The organism is Amycolatopsis acidicola, assembly GCF_007713735.2.
In the GTDB taxonomy this organism is placed as follows: Bacteria; Actinomycetota; Actinomycetes; order Mycobacteriales; family Pseudonocardiaceae; genus Amycolatopsis_E; species Amycolatopsis_E acidicola.
In genome coordinates, this window is record NZ_VMNW02000019.1 from 16,892 (window position 1) to 37,180 (window position 20,289).

Consider the following 20,289-nt stretch of genomic DNA (forward strand, 5'->3'; position numbering starts at 1 on the left):
GAACCGGGCGGGTTCTCGTGTAGGCGCGGGCGGGCGTCAACGTGGCTTTCGGGGCGATCGCGCACAGTTCGGGCTTCCGGGAGGAACCACCCCGGCGGGGGTGTTCGTCCGGTGTGCGTTTCCTGTGTGGCCGATGCGAGCTTGCCGTTGCGGCGGCGAAGTGGCGTGCCAGCGCAATAACCCTGCGAGATCGTCCCGCGTGCCCGTGTGCAGCGAAGATCGGTTCCGAAGTGGACGTGGTGCCCAGCTCGACGCGCGAGCGGGAGGAGGCGTCGAGCCCTGGTCCGGGATGCTCCGCCGGTCACCGGGGGTGAGGCCGGTGCCGCCGCTGGGCGGCCACTGCTTTACTTCACTTATGGAACCCAGTGGCTCGCTGACTCTCCGGTACGCCGTCGCCACCGATGTCGGCCAACGACGCGAGGGGAACGAGGACTCGGTCTACACCAGTCCGCGGATGCTCGCCGTTGCCGACGGGATGGGCGGGCACGTCGCCGGGGAGGTGGCCAGCTCGGCCGCCATTGCTGCCATCACCGAGCTCGACCAGCGCCTCGCCGCGGACGAGATCGAGCTGACGAACACGCTGGAGCTCCTCGCCGCCGCGGTCCAGGACGCCGTCGACAGGCTGACCGAGCTGGCTTTGAAGGACCCGCGCCTGCACGGGATGGGGACGACGCTCACGACGCTGCTGTGGGACGGCACCCACTTCAGTGCCGCCCAGGTCGGCGACTCGAGGGCGTACCGGCTGCGCGCGGGCGAGCTGGAGCAGATCACCCGCGACCACACTGTGGTGCAGGAGCTGGTGGACCAGGGCCGGATCACCCCGGAGGCAGCGGCCACGCATCCGAGCCGCTCGGTGCTGACCCGTGCGCTGCAGAGCGGCGGCGAGGCGGACCCGGACCTGTTCTTCGTCGAGGCCCTGCCCGGCGACCGGTACTTGATTTGCTCGGACGGGCTGTCCGACGTGGTGCCGTTCGAGATCATCGAAGAGATCCTGGCGGAGGTGCCCGAGCCGCCGTCGGTCGTCCAGAAGCTCGTCGAACTGGCGAACGCCGGCGGTGGCCCCGACAACATCACCTGTGTGGTCGCCGACATCGGCACTCCCGAAGGGGAGAACGCGGAGTCAACGCCCGAAGACGTCGCCGGGGTCGCGGGAACCGGCGCGACTGAGGAGACCGCAGCCACCGCCGCCACCGATGACACCGCCGCGCACGACAATGCCGCCGCGCACGACAACGCCGACGATGCCGCCGGGGAGGCCGACACCGCCGACGAATCCGCCGAGGCGGAGGCCGTCGCCGATAGCGCGGCCGAGGTGACCGCGAAGGCGCCGGAAACCGCCGCTGCGCCCGCGGTCGCGAACGTGCCGACCGCGGAAGCCACCAACGCATCGGAGGTGGAAGCCACCGATGCGCCGACCACCGAGGCTGGCGACAAGCGACCGGCCTCCGAAGCGCCAGCCGAGGACGCCACCAAGCGCGCCACTCAGGCAACCGCCGGCGACGCCTCCTAGGACGGTGGGCGGGGCACGACCCCGCCCACGAGCACTGCCGGGTAACCGGACGTCATGCGGCAGTGAACTGCACCCGCCGCCGTTCGAGGTCGACCGCCGCGATCCGTACCGCGATGGTCGAGCCGACCTGCGGCTCGCCCGTCCAATCGGAACGCGGGAACAGGCCGTGCACATCGGGCCCTGCCTCCAGAATGGCGCCGAACGGCGCGACCCCGGTGACGGTGGCATGCACGACGCCACCCTCGGCATGCTCGACGAGGAACGCTCGCCAACTCACGTGCTGGGACATGTGATCACCTCCTTTCGCGATCCCAGCTGAAGGAACTTCGCGAAGGAGGAGTCGGCGGGCTCCTGGCCCGCCGGAGAGTCACGGCGTGGCCGGGAACCTTGTCCGCTCACGGCTTTTCGCCGACCCGGCAGTCACAGCGAATACCGTACCAACGGGCGGCGCGCTGCTCAATGGTCGCGGCTCACGCCGCCGATCCGCCGGCGGTGGGCCACCAGCACGGCGCGACGCAACGGTTCGCCGAGCCGTGCGAGTTTGCGTATCGTTCGGCCCGGTGGCGATCTCTTTTCGGAGCCCGCGCGGCGACCGAACCCGGCCCGAGCTGCCGGATCCGGAACGGTATCGCCCGGTGTGAACGAATCCGATGCCCGGGAACAACCCGTGCCCAGCAAAGGAGCCCAGAATCGAATCGCCGAACGCGCCCGGCACTCCGGAAGCCACCGGCTCTGGCAACACCGTCGACACAGGTGAAACGCCCCCGCGGACACCAGACGCCACGACCTTCGCACCCGAGAACGTTTGCCCGCGCCCTCAGCTCGTCCGGCCCGGCTGGCACGACCTGTGCGGGCAATGGGAGTTCACGTTCGACGACGAGGACCGTGGTCGCGCGGAGCGCTGGTATGCCGACCAGGTCGACCACTCGGTGTTCGAGCGCACGATCACCGTCCCGTACCCACCGGAGTCCGAGCTTTCCGGAGTGCGCGCCACCGAGCCGCACACCGTCGTGTGGTACCGCCGCGAGTTCGAGGCGCCGACAGTGTCACCCGGACATCGGCTGATACTGCACTTCGGCGCCGTCGACTATGCGGCTTCCGTGTGGGTAAACGGAGTGCCGGCGAGTGAACACCTGGGTGGGCAGACGCCATTTTCCTTCGACATCACCGACTTCCTTCGATTCGATGGTGAACCTCAGTCCATTGTGGTCAGAGCGGAGGACCGGCCGGACGATTCGGCGCAACCCCGCGGGAAGCAGGATTGGCGCGCCGAACCGCACGACATCTGGTACCACCGCACCACCGGAATCTGGCAACCCGTATGGGCAGAGGTGGTGCCCGCACTGCATCTGCGCGAACTCCAGTGGGTCCCCGATGTCGCGCGAGGAACCGTCGCGTGCGAGGGCGAGCTTTCCGTTTTTCCCCGTCAACCAGCCCGCCTTCGTGTCATCCTCCGGCTCGGCGACGAGGTCCTGGCCGAGCAGACAGTCCGTGTGGACGCCGGGCGATTCCGGTCCGAGATCGCGATCCCGGCCCTGCGACACGGGCAGGACCGATTTCGCTTGCTGTGGTCACCGGAACAACCCACCCTCTTGGACGCCACTGTCGAACTGCTGCCCGGCCATGGACCCGCCGACCACGTCACGAGTTACCTAGGACTTCGTGACGTCGGGGTGGCCGACGGCCGCTTCCTGCTCAATCACGTGCCGTACTTTCCGCGCATGGCCCTGCAACAGGGCTACTGGCCACAGTCCCAGCTGGCTTCACCCGGTCCGGAAGCCCTGCGCCGTGAGGCCGAGCTCATCAAGGAGCTCGGCTTCAACGGCGTCCGGATACACCAGAAGGCCGAGGATCCGCGGTTCCTCTACTGGTGCGACCGGCTCGGCCTGATCGTCTGGGGTGAGACCGCCAACGCCTACGAATTCGGCGCGACCGCCGTGGAACGGTTTACCCACGAGTGGCTGGAGATCGTCCGTCGGGATCGGAGTCACCCCAGCATCGTCACCTGGGTGCCACTCAACGAGAGCTGGGGCGTGCCGGACATCGCGACCGTACCCGCTCAACGAAACTTCGCCTCTTCGCTCTATCACCTGACCAAGGCCGTCGACCCGACCAGGCCGGTGATATCCAATGATGGCTGGGAAATCGCTGACACGGACGTCTACGGCGTGCACGATTACGCGCCCATCGGTTCCTCCCTTCGTTCACGTTATGGCGATGCCGAGGCCGTGCGGCTGACCCTCGCCGGAGGACGCCCCGGTGGCAGGCGCCTCCTCCTCGGCGAGATGACGCCCGGGCGTCCGGTGATGCTGACCGAATTCGGCGGCCTGTCCTACGCCCCTGCCGCGGGCGAGAACTGGTTCGGGTACTCGACAGTGACCGACTCGGCCGATCTTCTTCGTAAACTCGACGATCTGGTCTCCGCCGTGCTCGAATCCCCGGTCGTGGCCGGTTTCTGCTACACCCAGCTCACCGATACCGAGCAGGAACGGAACGGCCTGCTCACAGCGGACCGCAGGCCCAAGGCCGATCCCGCGGACATCCGCAGGATCCTGACCAGGCCGGCCAGGGCGCTGCCTCCCGAGGAAGTCGGCGCTCACCGCGACCTGACTCCGGCCGAGACCGATGGATGATTTCTCCTTTCTCTGAAGGGAAGCCCGCGGGTGCGCGGAATGTCGGGGCGGGAGCGCACCCGCGGGCCGGGCCGTTCACAGGGAGGAACGGCCCTTCAGGACGGCTCGCCACCGGACTCGAGGTCCCCAGGAGCGACGGCGGCCGCCTGGCTCAAGCAGACCGGATCAGGTCATGTCCCAGATCTTCACGGCGCGCACGACGAAGGGGGCGTGGGGTACGTAGGTGCCGTGTCCGGGATACGTGGTGAAGTCGCCTTCGGTCGTGCATTCGGTGCTCTGGTAGACCGTCACGTCACGGTCCAGCAGGTTCACGAACGACTTGCCTGCCATTTCGTCGGCCAACGGTATGCATTCTTCGGGGTTCGCCGTCCGCAGGTCCAGTTTTTGCGGCGTGGCGGTGTATCCCTCCCCGCTCCAGACGCAGAATTCTCCTTGCTGGCAGGCGGTTTCGGGCCCGCCTTCGTCGGCCTGCGCGATCCCCGACGTGCTCAGGATGCCCAGCGCCGCGAGGACGAGCATCCTCGGCAAATACGCACGCAGATTCATGTTTCACTCCCCTGGAAACGGTGATGCGGCTCGTTCGTGCCGCTGCCGACAAGAATGGCGCGTCGGAGCGAGGTTGTCATTAGGAATTTTTACTTCTGTGGATAAGTAGTTTTCGCTCGCTCGATCGGGGAAAAGTTATCCACACTTTCCAGAAAGCGCTTGCCGGGTCAAACCGGCTCTGCTATCGCGCGGGTGCGGTCGAGGCTCGTACGATCAGTTCGACGTCCAAAGTGGTCGGAGCGGACGGCCGCTCTCCGGCCAGCAGCCGGAGCGCGAATTCCCCCGCCAGCCGTCCCTTCCCGACGAGATCCTGGTGTACTGTCGTCAGTGGCGGCTCGCCCCATCGGGCCGCGGGGGTGTCGTCAAACCCCACAATGGACAGATCTCCAGGTACTTCGATCCCGCGCTGTCGTGCCGCGGTGATCGCGGCGAGCGCGAGCTCGTCCGACATGCAGAGCAATGCGGTCGGGCGTTCTCCGCGGTCGAGCAAACCGCCCGCACCGAGTATCGCGTCCTCCCTGGAAAACCCCGAGGTTTCCCAGATGGGCACGCTCTCGGGTGAAAACCCTGCTGCCGCAAGGGTTTCCAGATAACCGATGAGTCGCTCGCGGTAGTGCAGAAAGCGGCTGTCCGCTGCCTCCCGGTAGGTGAGCGGGCCGCTGCGTGGTGTGGAAAGGCATTGTGCGGAAAGGATTCCGAACCTGCGGTGCCCGAGTTCGAGTAGATGCCGGGCGGCGGCGATGGCGCCGCCTCGGTCGTCGATGCTGACACGGGCTGAGCCGGGCACCACCGGCTGGTCGATGACGACCAGCGGCAGACCTCGCTGGTGCACTGCTCGCAGGGCGGGCGCCCGCTCCGCGAGCGAGTAAGCCACCGCGAGATCGGCCTGCGCGGTCAGTACTCGGTCCGCGCGCGGGCCGCCGTCTTCCCCGCCAGGTAGAAGGAGCAGGGCGTGTCCGCCCGGGTCGACTGTCGCTGCCAGCGCGTCGAGTGTGATGGACAACGCAGGGTCAGAGAAGGCGGCGGACAGGCCGGTGTCGAGCATGAAGGCGATGGCGCCGGTGCGTGCGGTGGCGAGGCTTCGCGCGATCGGATTCGGCCCGGTGTAGCCGAGGCGCTGGGCGGTGCGCAACACCTCTGAGCGTAGTTCCGCGGACAACTGGTCCGGTCGGTTGTACGCGTTGGACACCGTGGCGCGTGAGACGCCCACGGCGTCGGCCACGTCGTCGAGGGTGGGGCGTCGACGGGGCGTCATCCGCACAGCCTAAGACAGCCGGAACACGGTGGACATTCTGAAGCGCTTAAGTCATTGTGAGATAAGGAGGTGTCACATGGTGGGGGACCGGGTCGCGGTGTTCGTCGTCTTCGCGCTCAACGGCGCGGTGTACGGCTCTTGGGCGCCTCGCGTGCCCGCGCTGGCCGAGCGGCTGCAGGCACCGCCGGGCTCGCTCGGGCTGGCGTTGCTCGGGGCCAGCGTCGGCATGGTGATCGCCGGCTCGCTGACGGGCAGGCTGACCGAACGCTTCGGATCTCGCGCGGTGATGATCGTTTCGACCCTGGCGTCCTGCGTGATCCTTCCGGTCGTCGGTGTCGCCGGCTCAGTGGCAGCTCTGGGAGTGGTGCTCTTCGGTCTCGGTGCCTCCGTCGGCGCCCTGGATGTCTCGATGAACATCGGTGCGGTGGTCGTCGAACGTCGCGTCGGCCGCGCGATCATGCCGGTCTTCCACGCGGGGTTCAGCTTCGGCGGGCTGCTCGCCTCGGCCGCCGCAGGTCTCGCGGCCGCCCACGCCTGGTCGCCGTTCCGGCACTTCCTGGTCGCCGCGGGGATCGCGGTAGTGGTGCTGCTGCTGGTCGCGAGAGGGCTGCCACGGGCGCAGCCCCGTGCTGCGGAGGCCGAACCCCGGCCACGGGTCGCTTTGGTGAAGAGGCCCGTGCTCTGGCTGCTCGCGTCGATCGCGTTGTGCTCGGCGATCGCGGAGGGAGCGTGTTCCGACTGGTCGGCACTGCTGCTGGTGACGTCGCAAGGGCTGAGTCAGGGCGCGGCCGCGCTGGCTTTCTCCGTGTTCTCGCTCGCGATGGCCACGACCAGGCTCGGTGGGGCGTGGGTGCAGAACCGGTTCGGGCCCACCAGGACGCTCGCGGCCGGTGCGGCGCTCGCCGGTGTCGGGCTCGTCACGGCCGCCCTCGCTCCCGTCGCCGGACTTGCCTACGCAGGCTTCGCGTTGGCAGGTGTCGGCTTGGCGGCGTCCTTCCCGATCGCGCTGAGTCTCGCGGGCGCCGCCGGGCAGCGGGGTGATGGCGGCGGTGGTGAGCGCGAGATCGCGTTCGTCACGAGCATCGCCTACTGCGGGTTCCTCGCCGGGCCGCCTGTGGTCGGCGGAATAGCGCAGCTGACTTCACTGTCCGCTTCGTTCGTCGTGGTCGGATTGCTGGCGGCCGTGATCGCTCCGGCGGCCGTCGGCGCAGGTCGCGCACGTCACCGTGAACTCACCGCGGACACGACCGTGTGCTGAGCCAGGCATACCCTCGTAGCCGTGGAGTCCGAAGTTTCCTCCCGGCGAAAGGTCAGCGTGCTGCCGCTGCTGGCGGTGAGCGTGGTCCTCGCGGCTGTCATCGCGGTAGCTCTCGTCGCCATGTCCGGCGGGGCGAGCTATGTGATCGCGGGCCTGCCCGATCCCGGGGTGCTGACGCACTACGGCCTCGGGGTGGTGCGTGTCCTGGCCGACGCGGCCTCGGTGGTGTGCGTCGGTTCCTTGCTGCTCGCTGCTTTCCTTGTGCCGCCGCAGTCCTCCGGAACGGTCGCGCGAGACGGGTACGCCGCGCTTCGTACCGCCGGAACAGCCGCCTGGGTTTGGTTCTTCGCGGCGATGCTTTCCGTGTTCTTCACGGCCGCGGACGGGGCGGGCAAACCGGTTACCGAGGTTTTCGTCCCGGACACCTTCCTCGACCTGATCGATGCGATCGAGCAGCCCAAGGCCTGGCTGATCACCGCGGCGGTCGCGCTCCTGCTGGCGTTGGGCTGCAGGCTGGCCTTGTCGTGGGGCTGGACGGCGGTCCTGTTCTTCGTCTCCGTGTTCGGCCTGGTGCCGGTGGCGGTCACCGGGCACTCCGCAAGCGGCGGCTCGCACGACATGGCGACCAACAGCCTGCTCTACCACTTGGTTGCCGCCTCGATCTGGGTCGGCGGCCTGTTCGCGCTGCTCGCGCACGGCTGGCGGCGCGGTGATCACCTGAAGCTGGCCGCGACGCGGTTCTCCAAGGTCGCTCTGGTCTGCTGGGTCGTGATGGCCGTCTCCGGCGTGATCAACGCCCTGGTCCGGATCAAGCTCGGGGACCTCTTCACCACCGACTACGGACTGCTTGTGGTCGCGAAGGTGGTGGCGCTGCTCGTACTCGGTGTGTTCGGGCAGCAGCAGCGCACTCGTGGCGTACGTGATCTGGTCGACGGCAAGGGCGGCGGGCAGCTGCTGAGACTGGCCGCCGTCGAGTTGCTGATCATGTTCGTGACCATCGGGATCGCGACTGCGCTCGCGCGCACGCCACCACCCGAGGACGCCATCACCCAGCCGTCCACCACCGAGTTGCTGATCGGCTACAACCTGCCCGGTCCGCCGACGGTGCTGCGGCTGCTTTTCAGCTGGCGCTTCGATCTGGTCTACGGCACGGCCGCGCTCGTACTCGCCGGGTTGTACATCGCCGGTGTGCTGCGGCTGCGCCGGCGCGGTGACAGCTGGCCGGTGGGACGCACGGTTGCGTGGCTGCTCGGCTGTTTCGTCCTGCTGATGGCCACTTCTTCGGGGCTGGGCAAGTACTCGCCCGCGATGTTCAGCGTGCACATGGGTGGCCACATGCTGCTGTCCATGGTCGCTCCGGTGCTTTTCGTGCTCGGCGGGCCGGTGACACTGGCGCTGCGTGCGCTTCCCGCCGCAGGCAAGGAATCCCCGCCGGGGCCACGAGAATGGATACTGGCGTTCGTCCGCTCGCCCCTGGCGAAGGTACTCACTCATCCGGTGGTGGCGCTCCTCCTCTTCGTCGGCTCCTTCTACGTTCTGTACTTCTCTGGTCTGTTCGACACCGCGCTGAACTATCACTGGGCACACCTTGTGATGAATGCGCATTTCCTGCTGTCGGGCTACGTCTTCTACTGGCCGGTGATCGGGATCGACCCCGCGCCGCGACGGCTGCCGCACCTGGGCCGGCTCGGCATGATGTTCGCGGCCATGCCGTTCCACGCGTTCTTCGGCGTGATCCTGATGTCCAAGCAGACGATCATCGGCGAGACCTTCTACCAGCAGCTCAACCTGCCGTGGGTCACCGATCTGCTCGCGGATCAGCGGCTGGGCGGGGGCATCGCCTGGGCGTCCGGTGAAGTGCCGGTGCTGCTCGTGCTGATCGCCTTGCTGGTGCAGTGGGCGCGAGCGGATGAGCGTGAGGCGAAGCGGAACGACCGCCGTGAAGAGGTCACGGGCGACGCGGATTTGGCCGCGTACAACGCAATGCTCAAACAGCTGGCGGAGCAGGGCAAGCCTCGGCCCTGACGAGTTGTCCACACACCCCCGGTTGTCCACAGCCACGGCAATTGGGTCTTTCCCGCACTCGTGCTGTCCGTGCAGGCTGGAAGCACGGTCAGCAACGAGAACACGGGAAGGGTTTCCGCGATGGCGATTGGCGAGACTCCGGTGACTTTGGTCGGCACGGTGGTCAGCGAGGTGGAGAGCCTCCGGGTCGGCGCGCAGCGGCACGAGTTGGCCATGTTCTGGCTGCGCAGTGACGAGCGCCGGTACGACAAGGGAAAAGGGGAATGGGTCGAGGGCAGGCATCTCTCGATCCGGGTGAAATGCTGGCGAAGACTCGCGGAGGCGGTGAGCTTCGCGATCCGCAAAGGCGATCCGGTGATCCTGTCGGGCCGGTTGTACAGCAACGACCGCGGTGAGCGGGAGCAGTCTCGCGTTGTACCTGAGGTTGAGGCATTGGCGGTCGGGCTGAATCTGGCGGTGCACCCCGCGTCGGCGCGCCCGTCGGCGCAGTTGGATCTGGAGCTGCTCGCGCGTCCGGAATCCGTGCGGGAGAAGCAGCTCGTTGGGGTGTCCGAACCGCTTGCTTCAGGCTGAAAAACAGTGGTCGTGGGTCCGGCCCACGACGTGTCTTCCCGGTGATCAGGGGTTGACTCTGTGTCGTTGGATGGTGACCGGCGTACGGACGCGTAACGCTCCGCTCTACGATCGACCTTATGGCCGAGTTCATCTACACCATGAAAAAGGTGCGCAAGACCGTCGGGGACAAGGTCATCCTCGACGACGTCAGCACCGCGTTCTACCCCGGCGCCAAGATCGGTGTCGTGGGCCCGAACGGTGCCGGCAAGTCCACCGTGCTGAAGATCATGGCCGGACTCGATCAGCCGAGCAACGGGGACGCGTTCCTGCAGCCGGGCGCGACGGTCGGCATCCTCCAGCAGGAGCCGCCGCTGAACGAAGACAAGACGGTGCGCGGCAACGTCGAGGAAGGTCTCGGCGACATCAAGGTGAAGCTCGACCGCTTCAACGAGATCGCCGAGCAGATGGCCACCGACTACAGCGACGAGCTGATGGAGGAGATGGGCCGCCTCCAGGAGGACCTCGATCACGCTGACGCCTGGGAGCTGGACTCCCAGCTGGAACAGGCGATGGACGCGCTTCGCTGCCCACCGCCGGACGAGCCGGTCACCCACCTCTCCGGTGGTGAGCGGCGCCGGGTCGCGCTGTGCAAGCTCCTGCTGTCGAAGCCTGATCTGCTGCTGCTCGACGAACCCACCAACCACCTGGACGCGGAAAGCGTGCTGTGGCTGGAACAGTTCCTGGCCAGCTACGCCGGCGCCGTCCTCGCGGTCACCCACGACCGGTACTTCCTGGACAACGTCGCCGAATGGATCATGGAGCTCGACCGCGGCCGGGTCGTGGGCTACGAGGGCAACTACTCGACCTATCTAGAAAAGAAGCGGGAACGATTGGAGGTGCAGGGCAAGAAGGACGCGAAGCTCGCGAAGCGGCTCAAGACCGAACTCGACTGGGTTCGCTCCAACGCCAAGGCACGCCAGACGAAGTCCCGCGCCCGTCTGGACCGCTACGAGGAGATGGCCACCGAAGCCGAGCGGAACCGCAAGCTCGACTTCGAGGAGATCCAGATCCCGCCGGGCCCCCGGCTGGGCAACGTGGTGGTCGAGGTCGAGCACCTGCGCAAGGGTTTCGAGGACCGGCTGCTCATCGACGACCTGTCGTTCGACCTGCCGCGCAACGGCATCGTCGGTGTCATCGGCCCGAACGGCGTCGGCAAGACCACGCTGTTCAAGACCATCGTCGGGCTGGAGAAGCCGGATTCGGGCGAGGTCAAGATCGGCGAGACGGTGAAACTGTCCTATGTGGACCAGAACCGGGCCGGCATCGATCCGAAGAAGACGGTTTGGGAGGTCGTGTCGGACGGGCTCGACTACATCCACGTCGGACAGACCGAAATGCCGTCGCGGGCTTACGTCTCGGCGTTCGGCTTCAAGGGGCCGGACCAGCAGAAGCCGGCGGGGGTGCTCTCCGGTGGCGAGCGCAACCGGCTGAACCTGGCGATGACCCTCAAGCAGGGTGGAAACCTGATCCTGCTGGACGAGCCGACCAACGACCTGGACGTGGAAACCCTGGGGTCGCTGGAAAACGCGCTCGAACAGTTCCCGGGCTGCGCCGTGGTCATCTCCCACGACCGGTGGTTCCTGGACAGGGTGGCGACGCACATCCTGGCCTGGGAGGGTGACGACGACAACCCGGCGAAGTGGTTCTGGTTCGAGGGCAACTTCGAAGGCTACGAGAAGAACAAGGTCGATCGGATGGGAGCCGAGGCGGCGCGGCCGCACCGGGTGACTCACCGCAAGTTGACGCGCGACTGACCCGCGCGCCCGCGAGCACGCTTGAGCCAACACTGAAGCGGAGTCCCGAGTGGTAGCAACCAAGCACATCCGATCCAGCCCGCGCTCCGCGCACTCCGGCGCATGGGGCGCGGCTGGTACCGGCCAGCACCCTGTGATCGACAGCCTGCTGCGGCAGGCCGCCGATCTGAGTCTGCGCGCGCCGGAACTGACCATGATCCTCGGCGAGCGCGCGGCCGCGCTGGCTGAGGCGGCCGGGTCGGACGAGCTGTGGGTGCGGGCCGAGAGTCTCGTGGTGGCCGCGCGAGTCCGGCTGGGGCTGCGGGCGGAAACGGTCGGTCGTGCCGTCGCGGTGTTGCGTGCGGCGGAGGATCTCGGGGATGCGGTGCTGGCGGCCGGGTTGCGGACTGACTTGGCGCTGTGTGCGCGAAGTGTGGGTGTGCCGCTGACCGGGTTGGCTGCGTTGCGCCCGGTACTTGACGTGGCGGAATTCTCCGGCGCGGGCAAGGCAGCGGCGTTGTGCCAGTTGGTTGGCTGCTTGTCCCAGTTCGGGCGTAAGCCCGAGGTGGACCGGGCGCTGAACGAAGCGGACCAACTGTGCAACGGCGACGACACGCTCGAGGGTGACGGGCGGCTGCTCACGCGGGCGCTGGTCCGTGTCGGGGTTTCGGCGCACCGGCGTCGGCACTCCGATGTCCTGGGTGCCGCTGATGCGGCGCGGACCGGGCTGGGCCTGCTCGAGCAACTCGACGATCCGAGCTGCGACGGTGGAGTGGTCCGGATCCGGCTGATCCTCCAGCTGGTTTGTTCACTGCTCGACCGCGGCGACTCGAAGAACGCGCTAGAGATCGCCCAGCCGGTACTGGACGAGCCGGTGCGACCCGCTTCGGTCGCGCCGGTGGGGTGGCTGCGGATGGCTGTGGCGACACGGATCCTCTTGCCTGCGGGTTCGGTCGAAGCCGCCGCGGTGATGTTGCGCGACGGTGTGCACAGCACGGAACGACATGGCTTGCCTGGGCTGGCAACGCGGCTTTGGGGCGAGTTGGCCCACGTCGAGGAGCGGCTGGGACGGCCCACCGAGGCGATCAACGCGTTGCGGGAAAGTCGTGCGGCCGAGCACGTGTACACGCGTGCTCGCCGGCAGGCCGTCGGATTGCTGTCCGGCGAATTCGGCAACGGCGGCCACGCGGCGGTGGACCTCGACGACATTCTCGGTGCGACGCCGCAGAGTGGTGCGCCGCTGGCGGGGCCGGCCGCTGCCGCCGCACCGGCGGCGGAGGTCAAGCTCGCCCCGGTAAGGGCCGAGGCGTCGGCCGAAAACCGTTTCGTTGTAAGGGAAGAGCCGTCCTCTGGGACGCGGGAAACGGCGGCTGAACACACGGCGGCCGCGCACAAGACCCAGCACGCTGGCAGCGCTGCCGCGGCTAGTGCTGGCGAAGGTGTTTCGGAGGCGTCGAGCCATGCCGAGGAGCGCGACACGCCATCGGTCGCTCGGAGGAACGGTTCGGACGCGCGGGAAATCAAGCTTGCACCGGTGACGGTGGCGCCGCCGGTGCCACCGGACCTTCCTTTGGCGCCGGCTCCGGCGGACGAGCCGTCGCCGCGGATCTCGGTCGTTTCCGATGCTGTGCCTGCCTCTTCGCACGTCAACGGTTTCGGACGGAACGGTTCGGCGAACGGAGAGCGGGTGTTGCGGCTCGGGCGTGACACGGTCTTCGCGCCCCACGGCGCGAATGGCGTTGCAGGCTCAGCTAGCCAGACAGGTACAGCCGCGCATCTCAGCGCGGATCAGGCCGAGCGTTCGGGCGCGGACCGAGTCGAGCGTTCGGGCGCGGATCAGGCCGGGCATCCGGGCTCGGGTGATCGCGTGGCGGCGGATGGCGTCGACATGGCCGGTGCTGCAACGGATTCTGCTGCTGGGCGTGCTGCCGTCGAGAGCTTCGACGCACCCGGCAGGACCGCTGGCACGGAGCGGGATGCTCGGTCGGAGCGTTCGCGGCGGAAGACGCGCCATGACTCCGCGCATGGGTCTGTCGCGGCGCGATCCGTGCTGGATCGACTCGGGGTTTCGGCCGGTGCCGGTGGCGGTCGTCGCCGGGCGACGACAGATCCGGAGGCTGCGGCAGCCGCGGATGTGTCGACCGCAGACCGAGCGACCGCGGACCAAGCCAACGCAGGCACGGCCAACGCAGGCACGGTCAACACGAGCGCGGCCGACACGAGCGCGGCCGACACAAGTGCGGCCGACACGAGTGCGGCCGCCTCGGGTGGGGCGGCCGCGGACGTTGCCGCAGGGGCAGAGACAGCCGCTGCCACGAGCGATACAGCCGCTACCGGCACAACCGCCATCGGCGCAACCGGCAGCGATACAGCCGCCGCCGACGCGGCGGTTGCGGACACGGAGGCGACTGCTTCCACACCGGACTCCAACGCGGACTCTGCGGACGGGACGAACGCCGAAGCCTCAGGCGCGGGGAGTGCGCAAGACACGGGCGCGGAGAACGCAGAAGCGCCAGGCGCGGGGAGTGCGGAAGACTCGGGCGCGGGGAGTGCGGAAAGCTCGGGCGCGGAGAACGCCGAAGCCTCACGCGCGGAGAGGGCTGAAAACTCGGCCAGCGGCGCCTCGAACACCGAGGAGCTGCCGGGGAGCTCGCTCAACGAGAACTGGCTTCCGCGGCTGAGGTTGCCTCCGTCGTTGGAGCCGTTCGAGGACTTCGGCGAAGAGCTGCCCTCCTCGACCTCGGAAACGCACTTCACGAGCACCCCGGTGATCGAGGACGACGGGCTCGGCGAACCCTTCCGCGTGGAGCGGTCTCATCCGTCTACAATGGACGACGATCTTCCGCCCGACGCTGGCCTCGCGGACCTCCTTGCCCGCGCGCTGGCCGAACACCAGGCCGGGACATCGAGCGCCGCCGCCTTGGTCAAACGGCTCGAGAACCAGGGCGCCGGTGACCCGCGCCCGGTCAACGGGCACGGCCGCAACGGGGAGGTCCCGGGCAACGGCCGTCACCGCACGGATGGATAATTCTCCCGTCGGTACGGACGGAACCGCGCCCGCGGCTTGATGGACAGGTGGCTTTTGCTCCCGCATGGACGGTCAGCCTTCGCCACTTTCCCTGTGCCGGCCAGCGGTATCGGTTCAGATGGTCCAGTCCGGTGCCCCGGCGCGCGGAAACCCCTTGAGGTGAGCGGTTTTTCGGGCAGGCGCACGTTTTCCCGGTCCGCGCGAGCCGACTCGGCGGGGACGTGCCATCCTGCTGCAGTGGGATCCGTTCCGGCGGCGCTGCGACTGACGACATGTCGATCTGTTGTGCCAGAAGCTGTTTCGCGGCCTTCGCTGCCATCGGCACCGGCATCGACATCGGTGCGGTCGGGTGCGGTGGTCGTTCGTTCGCCGGGGCCAGGTGCATGAACGCTCTGCCGTCGCCCATGCCGTACCGCCACCGAAATCCGCCGTGGGCGCGGGACGGCCTCCGACGGCGACTCAGTCCCTGCGGCGGCCCCATCCGCTCCTCCCGTGGCGCGTCCCGCGTCACGGCCGATCGTCGGTCCAGCACGGACGGTGATCCCTTGTCCCAGTGATGTTTGCTTTGCACAGCACCGGAAGCCCGGCCGGTGCGAACGTATGTACCCGAAGACACGCCGCGCCCCACACTAAGGTGGGAGGATTCGGCGTGGTCAAGCGTGATCAACGCTCGATGGAGAGTTGCCTGAAATGAGCTCGACAGGAGTTTCACCCCGTCTCGACGCGGTCCCCGGGCGGGAAACCCCGCAACGGCGGTCGGCCAGCCCGGAGCAGATCCGGGACGAACTGATCGAGGCCGCCGCCGACCATGCGCCGGACATAGCCGATCTGCTGCGCCTCTACTACCGCCACATCCCGGCCGAAGAGATCCTCGGCGACGACCCGGTCGACCTCGTCGGTGCGGTCCGGTCCCACCTCCAGTTCGCCGAGCAGCGCGTGCCCGGCAGGCCCGCCGTCCGCCTGCTCAACCCGACCACCGCCGAGGACGGCTGGACCCGCGACGCCACGGTCGTCCAGATCGTCACCGACGACATGCCCTACCTGGTCGACTCGGTCACCGCCAAGCTCGCCAGGGACGGCATCCAGGTCCAGCGCCTGGTGCACCCGATCGTCGTCCTCGAACGCGACATCACCGGCAAACTGCTGCAACTGCACCCCACCGCCGACGCGGCCGAACCCCCCGAGGGCTCGGCCACCGAGTCGTGGATGTACGTCGAGATCGACCTCATCACCGACCCGAACCGCGCCCGCGAGCTGGACACCTACCTCACCTCCGTGCTGGCCGACGTCCGCGAGGTCGTCGAGGACACGGACAAGATGCTGCAGGCCGCCCTCGAGTTGGCCGACGAACTCGACACCGCCCCGCCGCCGATGCCGGCCGAGCAGGTCACCGAGAGCCGTGACCTGCTGCGCTGGCTCGCCGACGGCCACTTCACCTTCCTCGGCTACCGCCGCTACGAGCTCGTCGAGGGCCCGCCCGGCGATGACGAGGCGGCGATGCGTGCTTCGCTGGCTTCGGGGCTCGGCGTGTTGCGGCAGGACAGCCTCGCCGCGCGCAGCCTCACTGCGGGGCCGGACGCGGCGGCGAACGCGCTCGTCCCCGAGCTGCTCGTCCTCACGCAGGCCAGCGCACCCTCCACCGTGCACAGGCCGGTCTACCCGTACTACGTCGGCGTGAAGACGTTCGACGAACAAGGCAACGTCACCGGCGAACACCGGTTCCTCGGCATGTTCACCACCAGCGCGCTGCACGAGGACGTGCTGGACATCCCGGTCGTGGCGCGCAAGGTGCGGGACGTGATCCACCACGCCGGCTACCCGATGGAGTCCTACTCCGGCCAGCGCATGCTCGAAGTGCTGCAGAACTGGCCGCGCGCCGACGTGTTCTCGGCCGACCGGGAATCGCTCTACTCCACGGCGATCGGCGCGATCACGCTGTCGGACCGCCGTCGCCTTCGCCTCTTCCTGCGCCGCGACACGTACGGCCGGTTCTACTCCTGTCTCGTCTTCCTGCCGCGTGACCGCTACACCACGCGCTCGCGGCTGGCGATGCAGGAAGTCCTGCTCGCGGAGCTCGAAGGCACGCACCTGGAGTACGGCACGCGCGTCGGCGAGACAGCCCTCGCGCAGGTCCACTTCACCGTGCACACGGACCCGGCGCGTCAGATCGAGCCGGACACCCTGCACATCCAGGAGCGGCTCAACGCGGCTGTGCGCAGCTGGGACGACCACATGGTCGACGCCGTGCTGGCCGAGCGGCGCGAGCGCCTGAGCGAAGGCGGGACCGGGATCGGGCCGCTCGGCGAGGAGTCGGCCACCGAGCTGGGTCAGCGCTACGCCGCGGTGTTCGACGAGGCCTACAAGGAGGACTTCAGCGCGATCGAAGCGCTGGCGGACCTCCGCAAGCTGGAGTCGCTGACCCCCGAGCAGAACCTGACGATGTCGTTCTACGTTCCGGCCGATGCCGAGCCGGGGGAGCGGCGGTTCAAGCTGTATCTGCTGGGCGAGGGCGTGACCCTGTCCGCGGTGCTCCCGGTGTTGCAGCGCATGGGCGTCGAGGTCGTCGACGAGCGCCCGTACGACCTGCACCGCGAGGACGGCACCCGCTCCTGGATCTATGACTTCGGCCTCCGGATCAGGCAGCGCGAGCTCGACGAGCTGACCGCGCAGGCGGAACAGGACCTGCGCGTCCGCTTCCAGGAGGCCTTCGCCGCGGCGTGGCGAGGGCATTGCGAGGTCGACGGCTTCAACGCGCTCGTCCTGCGCGCCGGTCTCACGTGGCGCCAGGCCGCTGTCTTGCGGGCGTACTCGCGGTACCTGCGCCAGGCCAGGGCGCCGTACTCGCAGGAGTACATCGAAAGCTCGGTGCTGGCGCATACGGACATCGCGAAGGCGCTCGTGAACCTGTTCGAGCACCGCTTCGAGCTGACCACGGATCCGGAATCCGATGCCCAGTGCGACGCGCTGGTCACCGAGATCACCGAAATGATCGACGAGGTCACCAGCCTCGACGAGGACCGGATCCTGCGCCGCTTGCTGGCTGTCATCAACGCGACCCTGCGCACCAACTACCGGGTCACCGACGAGGAGGGCGGGCTGCGCCCGTACCTCGCGTTCAAGCTGGACCCGCAGGGAGTGCCGGACCTGCCCGAGCCGCGGCCGCGGTTCGAGGTGTTCGTGTACTCGCCGCGTGTCGAGGGCGTGCACCTGCGCTTCGGCGCGGTGGCGCGCGGTGGCCTGCGATGGTCCGATCGCCGCGAGGATTTCCGCACCGAGATCCTGGGCCTGGTGAAGGCGCAGGCGGTGAAGAACGCCGTGATCGTGCCGGTGGGCGCGAAGGGCGGCTTCGTCGTGAAGCGCCCGCCGGTCCCCACGGGCGACCCGGGCGTGGACCGCGAAGCGAACCTCGCCGAGGGCATCGCCTGCTACCGCATGTTCATCTCCGGGCTGCTGGACCTGACCGACAACCTCATCGAGGGCAAGACGGCCCCGGCGAAGGACGTCGTCCGCTACGACGGGGACGACACCTACTTGGTGGTGGCCGCGGACAAGGGCACCGCGTCGTTCTCCGACATCGCCAACGAAGTCTCCGCGAGCTACGGCTTCTGGCTCGGCGACGCCTTCGCTTCGGGCGGTTCCGTCGGCTACGACCACAAGGCCATGGGCATCACGGCCAAGGGCGCGTGGGAGAGCGTGAAGCGGCACTTCCGCGAGCTGGGCGTGGACACGCAGAGCCAGGACTTCACGGTGGTCGGCGTCGGTGACATGGCCGGCGACGTGTTCGGCAACGGGATGCTGCTGTCCGAGCACATCCGGCTGGTGGCCGCGTTCAACCACATGCACGTGTTCCTGGACCCGGAGCCGGACGCGGCTTCTTCCTTCCGCGAGCGCAAGCGCTTGTTCGAGCTGCCCCGTTCTTCGTGGGACGACTACGACCGGTCGGTGATCAGCGAGGGCGGCGGGATCTTCCCGCGCAGCGCCAAAACCATCCCGGTCAGCCCGCAGGTGCGCCGCGCGCTGGGGCTCGCCGACAACGTCACGAACCTCTCGCCTGCCGAGCTGATCCGGGCGATCCTGCTGGCGCCGGTCGACCTGCTGTGGAACGGCGGGATCGGCACGTATGTCAAGGCGGAGACCGAGACCCACTCCGATGCCGGGGACAAGGCCAACGACGCGGTGCGCGTCAACGGCAAGGACTTGCGCGCCAAGGTGGTCGGCGAGGGCGGCAACCTCGGCCTGACCCAGCTCGGCCGGATCGAGTTCGCCAGGGCGGGCGGCAAGATCAACACGGACGCGCTGGACAACTCCGCCGGGGTGGACTGCTCCGACCACGAGGTCAACATCAAGATCCTGCTGGATCACCTCGTCGCCACCGGCAACCTGGAGCGCGAGCAGCGCAACAGCCTGCTGCACGAGATGACCGACGAGGTCGGCGAGCTCGTGCTGGCCGACAACTACCGGCAGAACGCGGTGCTCGGTGTCAGCCGCGCGCACGCCGCGGCGATGTTGTCGGTGCACGAGCGGCTGGTCAACGAGCTGGAGTCCTCGGGCGCGCTCGACCGCGAGCTCGAGTCGCTGCCGAGCAAGCACGCGTTCCGTGAGCTGGACAAGGCGAACCAGGGCCTCACCTCGCCCGAGCTGGCCACGTTGCTGGCGCATGTGAAGCTGGACCTCAAGGACCAGCTGCTGGCCAGCGAGCTGCCCGACGCCGAGGTGTTCGCCCGGCGGCTGCCGGAGTACTTCCCGAAGCCGTTGCGGGAGCGGTTCACCGAAGCGATCGGCGCGCACCCGCTTCGCCGCCAGATCATCAGCACGCTGCTCGTGAACGAGGTGGTCGACGGGGCGGGCGTGTCGTACGCGTACCGGCTCGCCGAGGAGATGAACGCGACGGCGACCGACGCCATCCGCGCGTACACGATCGTCACCCGCGTCTACGACCTCAACTCGCTGTGGGCCGAGATCGACGCGCTCGACAACGTCGTGTCCACCGACACGGCCGACGCGATGATGCTGGAGTCGAGGCGGCTGCTCGATCGGGCCGCGCGCTGGTTCCTCGCGAATCGGCCGCAGCCGCTGGCGGTCGGCGCGGAGATCGCGCGCTTCGGCAAGAGCGTCGGCGCGCTCGCTCCGCAGCTGAACACGCTGTTGTGGGGCCGCGAGATCGAAGCGGTCGACGAGCGGGCGGGGGTGTTGATCGAGCAGGGCGTGCCGGAGAAGCTGGCGAACCGGGTCGCGGGCCTGCTCGACAGCTACGGCCTGCTCGACATCATCGAGGTGACGGAGCTGGCGGAGCGGGAGGCGCGCGTCGCGACGGAGCGCAGCCCGCAGGAGACCGCCGAGCTGTACTACGCGTTGTCGGCGCACCTGGACGTGGACGAGCTGCTGACTTCGATCAGCGCGCTCGAACGCGGCAACAGGTGGCACGCGCTGGCCCGGCTGTCGTTGCGGGACGACGTGTACTCGTCGTTGCGCGCGATCACGCTCGACGCGTTGCGGCACACCGACTCCGAGGACACGCCGGAGGAGAAGATCGCCCAGTGGGAGAAGGCGAACGCCTCGCGGCTGTCGCGGGCGAGGGTCGCGCTCGACGAGATCAAGCGATCGGGCAGGCTGGACCTGGCGACGCTGTCCGTGGCGGCGCGGCAGCTCCGGAGCTCAGTGAGGTAGAACCGTTGTATGTGGCGAT

11 protein-coding genes are annotated in these 20,289 nt (G+C 68.3%); 8 read left to right on the forward strand and 3 right to left on the reverse strand.

Going from position 1 to position 20,289, the window contains the following annotated elements:
- The first annotated feature begins 355 nt into the window (after nucleotides 1-355).
- Entirely contained in the window at nucleotides 356-1,510 is a 1,155-nt protein-coding gene (locus FPZ12_RS47000; protein WP_208025856.1) for a protein phosphatase 2C domain-containing protein, read from the forward strand.
- A gap of 52 nt (nucleotides 1,511-1,562) precedes the next feature.
- Here FPZ12_RS47000 and FPZ12_RS15610 read toward each other — a convergent pair whose 3' ends face one another.
- The gene (locus FPZ12_RS15610) at nucleotides 1,563-1,799 is read right to left on the reverse strand and encodes a S1 RNA-binding domain-containing protein (RefSeq protein WP_144751297.1); all 237 of its coding nucleotides are present in this window, start codon (nucleotides 1,797-1,799) and stop codon (nucleotides 1,563-1,565) included.
- 361 nt (nucleotides 1,800-2,160) lie between these two features.
- Between FPZ12_RS15610 and FPZ12_RS15615 the strand changes: the two genes are divergently transcribed.
- Nucleotides 2,161-4,143: a glycoside hydrolase family 2 protein gene (locus tag FPZ12_RS15615; protein WP_144751295.1), complete on the forward strand. Its 1,983-nt coding sequence runs from the start codon at nucleotides 2,161-2,163 to the stop codon at nucleotides 4,141-4,143.
- 165 nt (nucleotides 4,144-4,308) lie between these two features.
- Here FPZ12_RS15615 and FPZ12_RS15620 read toward each other — a convergent pair whose 3' ends face one another.
- Both FPZ12_RS15620 and FPZ12_RS15625 read right to left on the reverse strand, forming a co-directional pair.
- Complete coding sequence (locus FPZ12_RS15620) at nucleotides 4,309-4,689, reverse strand: peptidase inhibitor family I36 protein (RefSeq protein ID WP_144751292.1); 381 nt, start codon at nucleotides 4,687-4,689, stop codon at nucleotides 4,309-4,311.
- Nucleotides 4,690-4,870: 181 nt separating this feature from the next.
- Nucleotides 4,871-5,944, reverse strand: a complete 1,074-nt coding sequence (locus FPZ12_RS15625; RefSeq protein ID WP_208025857.1) for a LacI family DNA-binding transcriptional regulator — start codon at nucleotides 5,942-5,944, stop codon at nucleotides 4,871-4,873.
- A 76-nt stretch (nucleotides 5,945-6,020) separates the two neighbouring features.
- Between FPZ12_RS15625 and FPZ12_RS15630 the strand changes: the two genes are divergently transcribed.
- The 6 genes from FPZ12_RS15630 to FPZ12_RS15655 all read left to right on the forward strand — a co-directional run bounded on the left by FPZ12_RS15630 (nucleotide 6,021) and on the right by FPZ12_RS15655 (nucleotide 20,270).
- Nucleotides 6,021-7,202, forward strand: a complete 1,182-nt coding sequence (locus FPZ12_RS15630) for an MFS transporter (RefSeq protein WP_144751285.1) — start codon at nucleotides 6,021-6,023, stop codon at nucleotides 7,200-7,202.
- Between the two features lie 21 nt (nucleotides 7,203-7,223).
- Nucleotides 7,224-9,227 (forward strand): bifunctional copper resistance protein CopD/cytochrome c oxidase assembly protein, encoded by a 2,004-nt coding sequence (locus FPZ12_RS15635; protein ID WP_144751282.1) that lies wholly within the window; start codon nucleotides 7,224-7,226, stop codon nucleotides 9,225-9,227.
- A gap of 120 nt (nucleotides 9,228-9,347) precedes the next feature.
- Nucleotides 9,348-9,800 carry a single-stranded DNA-binding protein gene (locus FPZ12_RS15640; protein WP_144751279.1) on the forward strand — a complete coding sequence of 151 codons (453 nt, stop codon included), beginning with the start codon at nucleotides 9,348-9,350 and terminating at the stop codon, nucleotides 9,798-9,800.
- 119 nt (nucleotides 9,801-9,919) lie between these two features.
- Nucleotides 9,920-11,596 carry an energy-dependent translational throttle protein EttA gene (gene ettA / locus FPZ12_RS15645; RefSeq protein ID WP_144751276.1) on the forward strand — a complete coding sequence of 559 codons (1,677 nt, stop codon included), beginning with the start codon at nucleotides 9,920-9,922 and terminating at the stop codon, nucleotides 11,594-11,596.
- A 193-nt stretch (nucleotides 11,597-11,789) separates the two neighbouring features.
- Nucleotides 11,790-14,603 carry a hypothetical protein gene (locus tag FPZ12_RS46015; protein ID WP_243769873.1) on the forward strand — a complete coding sequence of 938 codons (2,814 nt, stop codon included), beginning with the start codon at nucleotides 11,790-11,792 and terminating at the stop codon, nucleotides 14,601-14,603.
- 690 nt (nucleotides 14,604-15,293) lie between these two features.
- Nucleotides 15,294-20,270 carry an NAD-glutamate dehydrogenase gene (locus FPZ12_RS15655; RefSeq protein ID WP_144751273.1) on the forward strand — a complete coding sequence of 1,659 codons (4,977 nt, stop codon included), beginning with the start codon at nucleotides 15,294-15,296 and terminating at the stop codon, nucleotides 20,268-20,270.
- The last annotated feature ends 19 nt before the right edge of the window (nucleotides 20,271-20,289 follow it).

Coding starts and splice junctions, on each gene's coding strand:
- FPZ12_RS47000 (WP_208025856.1), top strand. CDS start 356: ATGGAACCCAGTGGCTCGCTGACTCTCCGGTACGCCGTCGCCACCGAT.
- FPZ12_RS15610 (WP_144751297.1), bottom strand. CDS start 1,799: ATGTCCCAGCACGTGAGTTGGCGAGCGTTCCTCGTCGAGCATGCCGAG.
- FPZ12_RS15615 (WP_144751295.1), top strand. CDS start 2,161: ATGCCCGGGAACAACCCGTGCCCAGCAAAGGAGCCCAGAATCGAATCG.
- FPZ12_RS15620 (WP_144751292.1), bottom strand. CDS start 4,689: ATGAATCTGCGTGCGTATTTGCCGAGGATGCTCGTCCTCGCGGCGCTG.
- FPZ12_RS15625 (WP_208025857.1), bottom strand. CDS start 5,944: ATGACGCCCCGTCGACGCCCCACCCTCGACGACGTGGCCGACGCCGTG.
- FPZ12_RS15630 (WP_144751285.1), top strand. CDS start 6,021: ATGGTGGGGGACCGGGTCGCGGTGTTCGTCGTCTTCGCGCTCAACGGC.
- FPZ12_RS15640 (WP_144751279.1), top strand. CDS start 9,348: ATGGCGATTGGCGAGACTCCGGTGACTTTGGTCGGCACGGTGGTCAGC.
- ettA (WP_144751276.1), top strand. CDS start 9,920: ATGGCCGAGTTCATCTACACCATGAAAAAGGTGCGCAAGACCGTCGGG.
- FPZ12_RS46015 (WP_243769873.1), top strand. CDS start 11,790: ATGATCCTCGGCGAGCGCGCGGCCGCGCTGGCTGAGGCGGCCGGGTCG.
- FPZ12_RS15655 (WP_144751273.1), top strand. CDS start 15,294: ATGAGCTCGACAGGAGTTTCACCCCGTCTCGACGCGGTCCCCGGGCGG.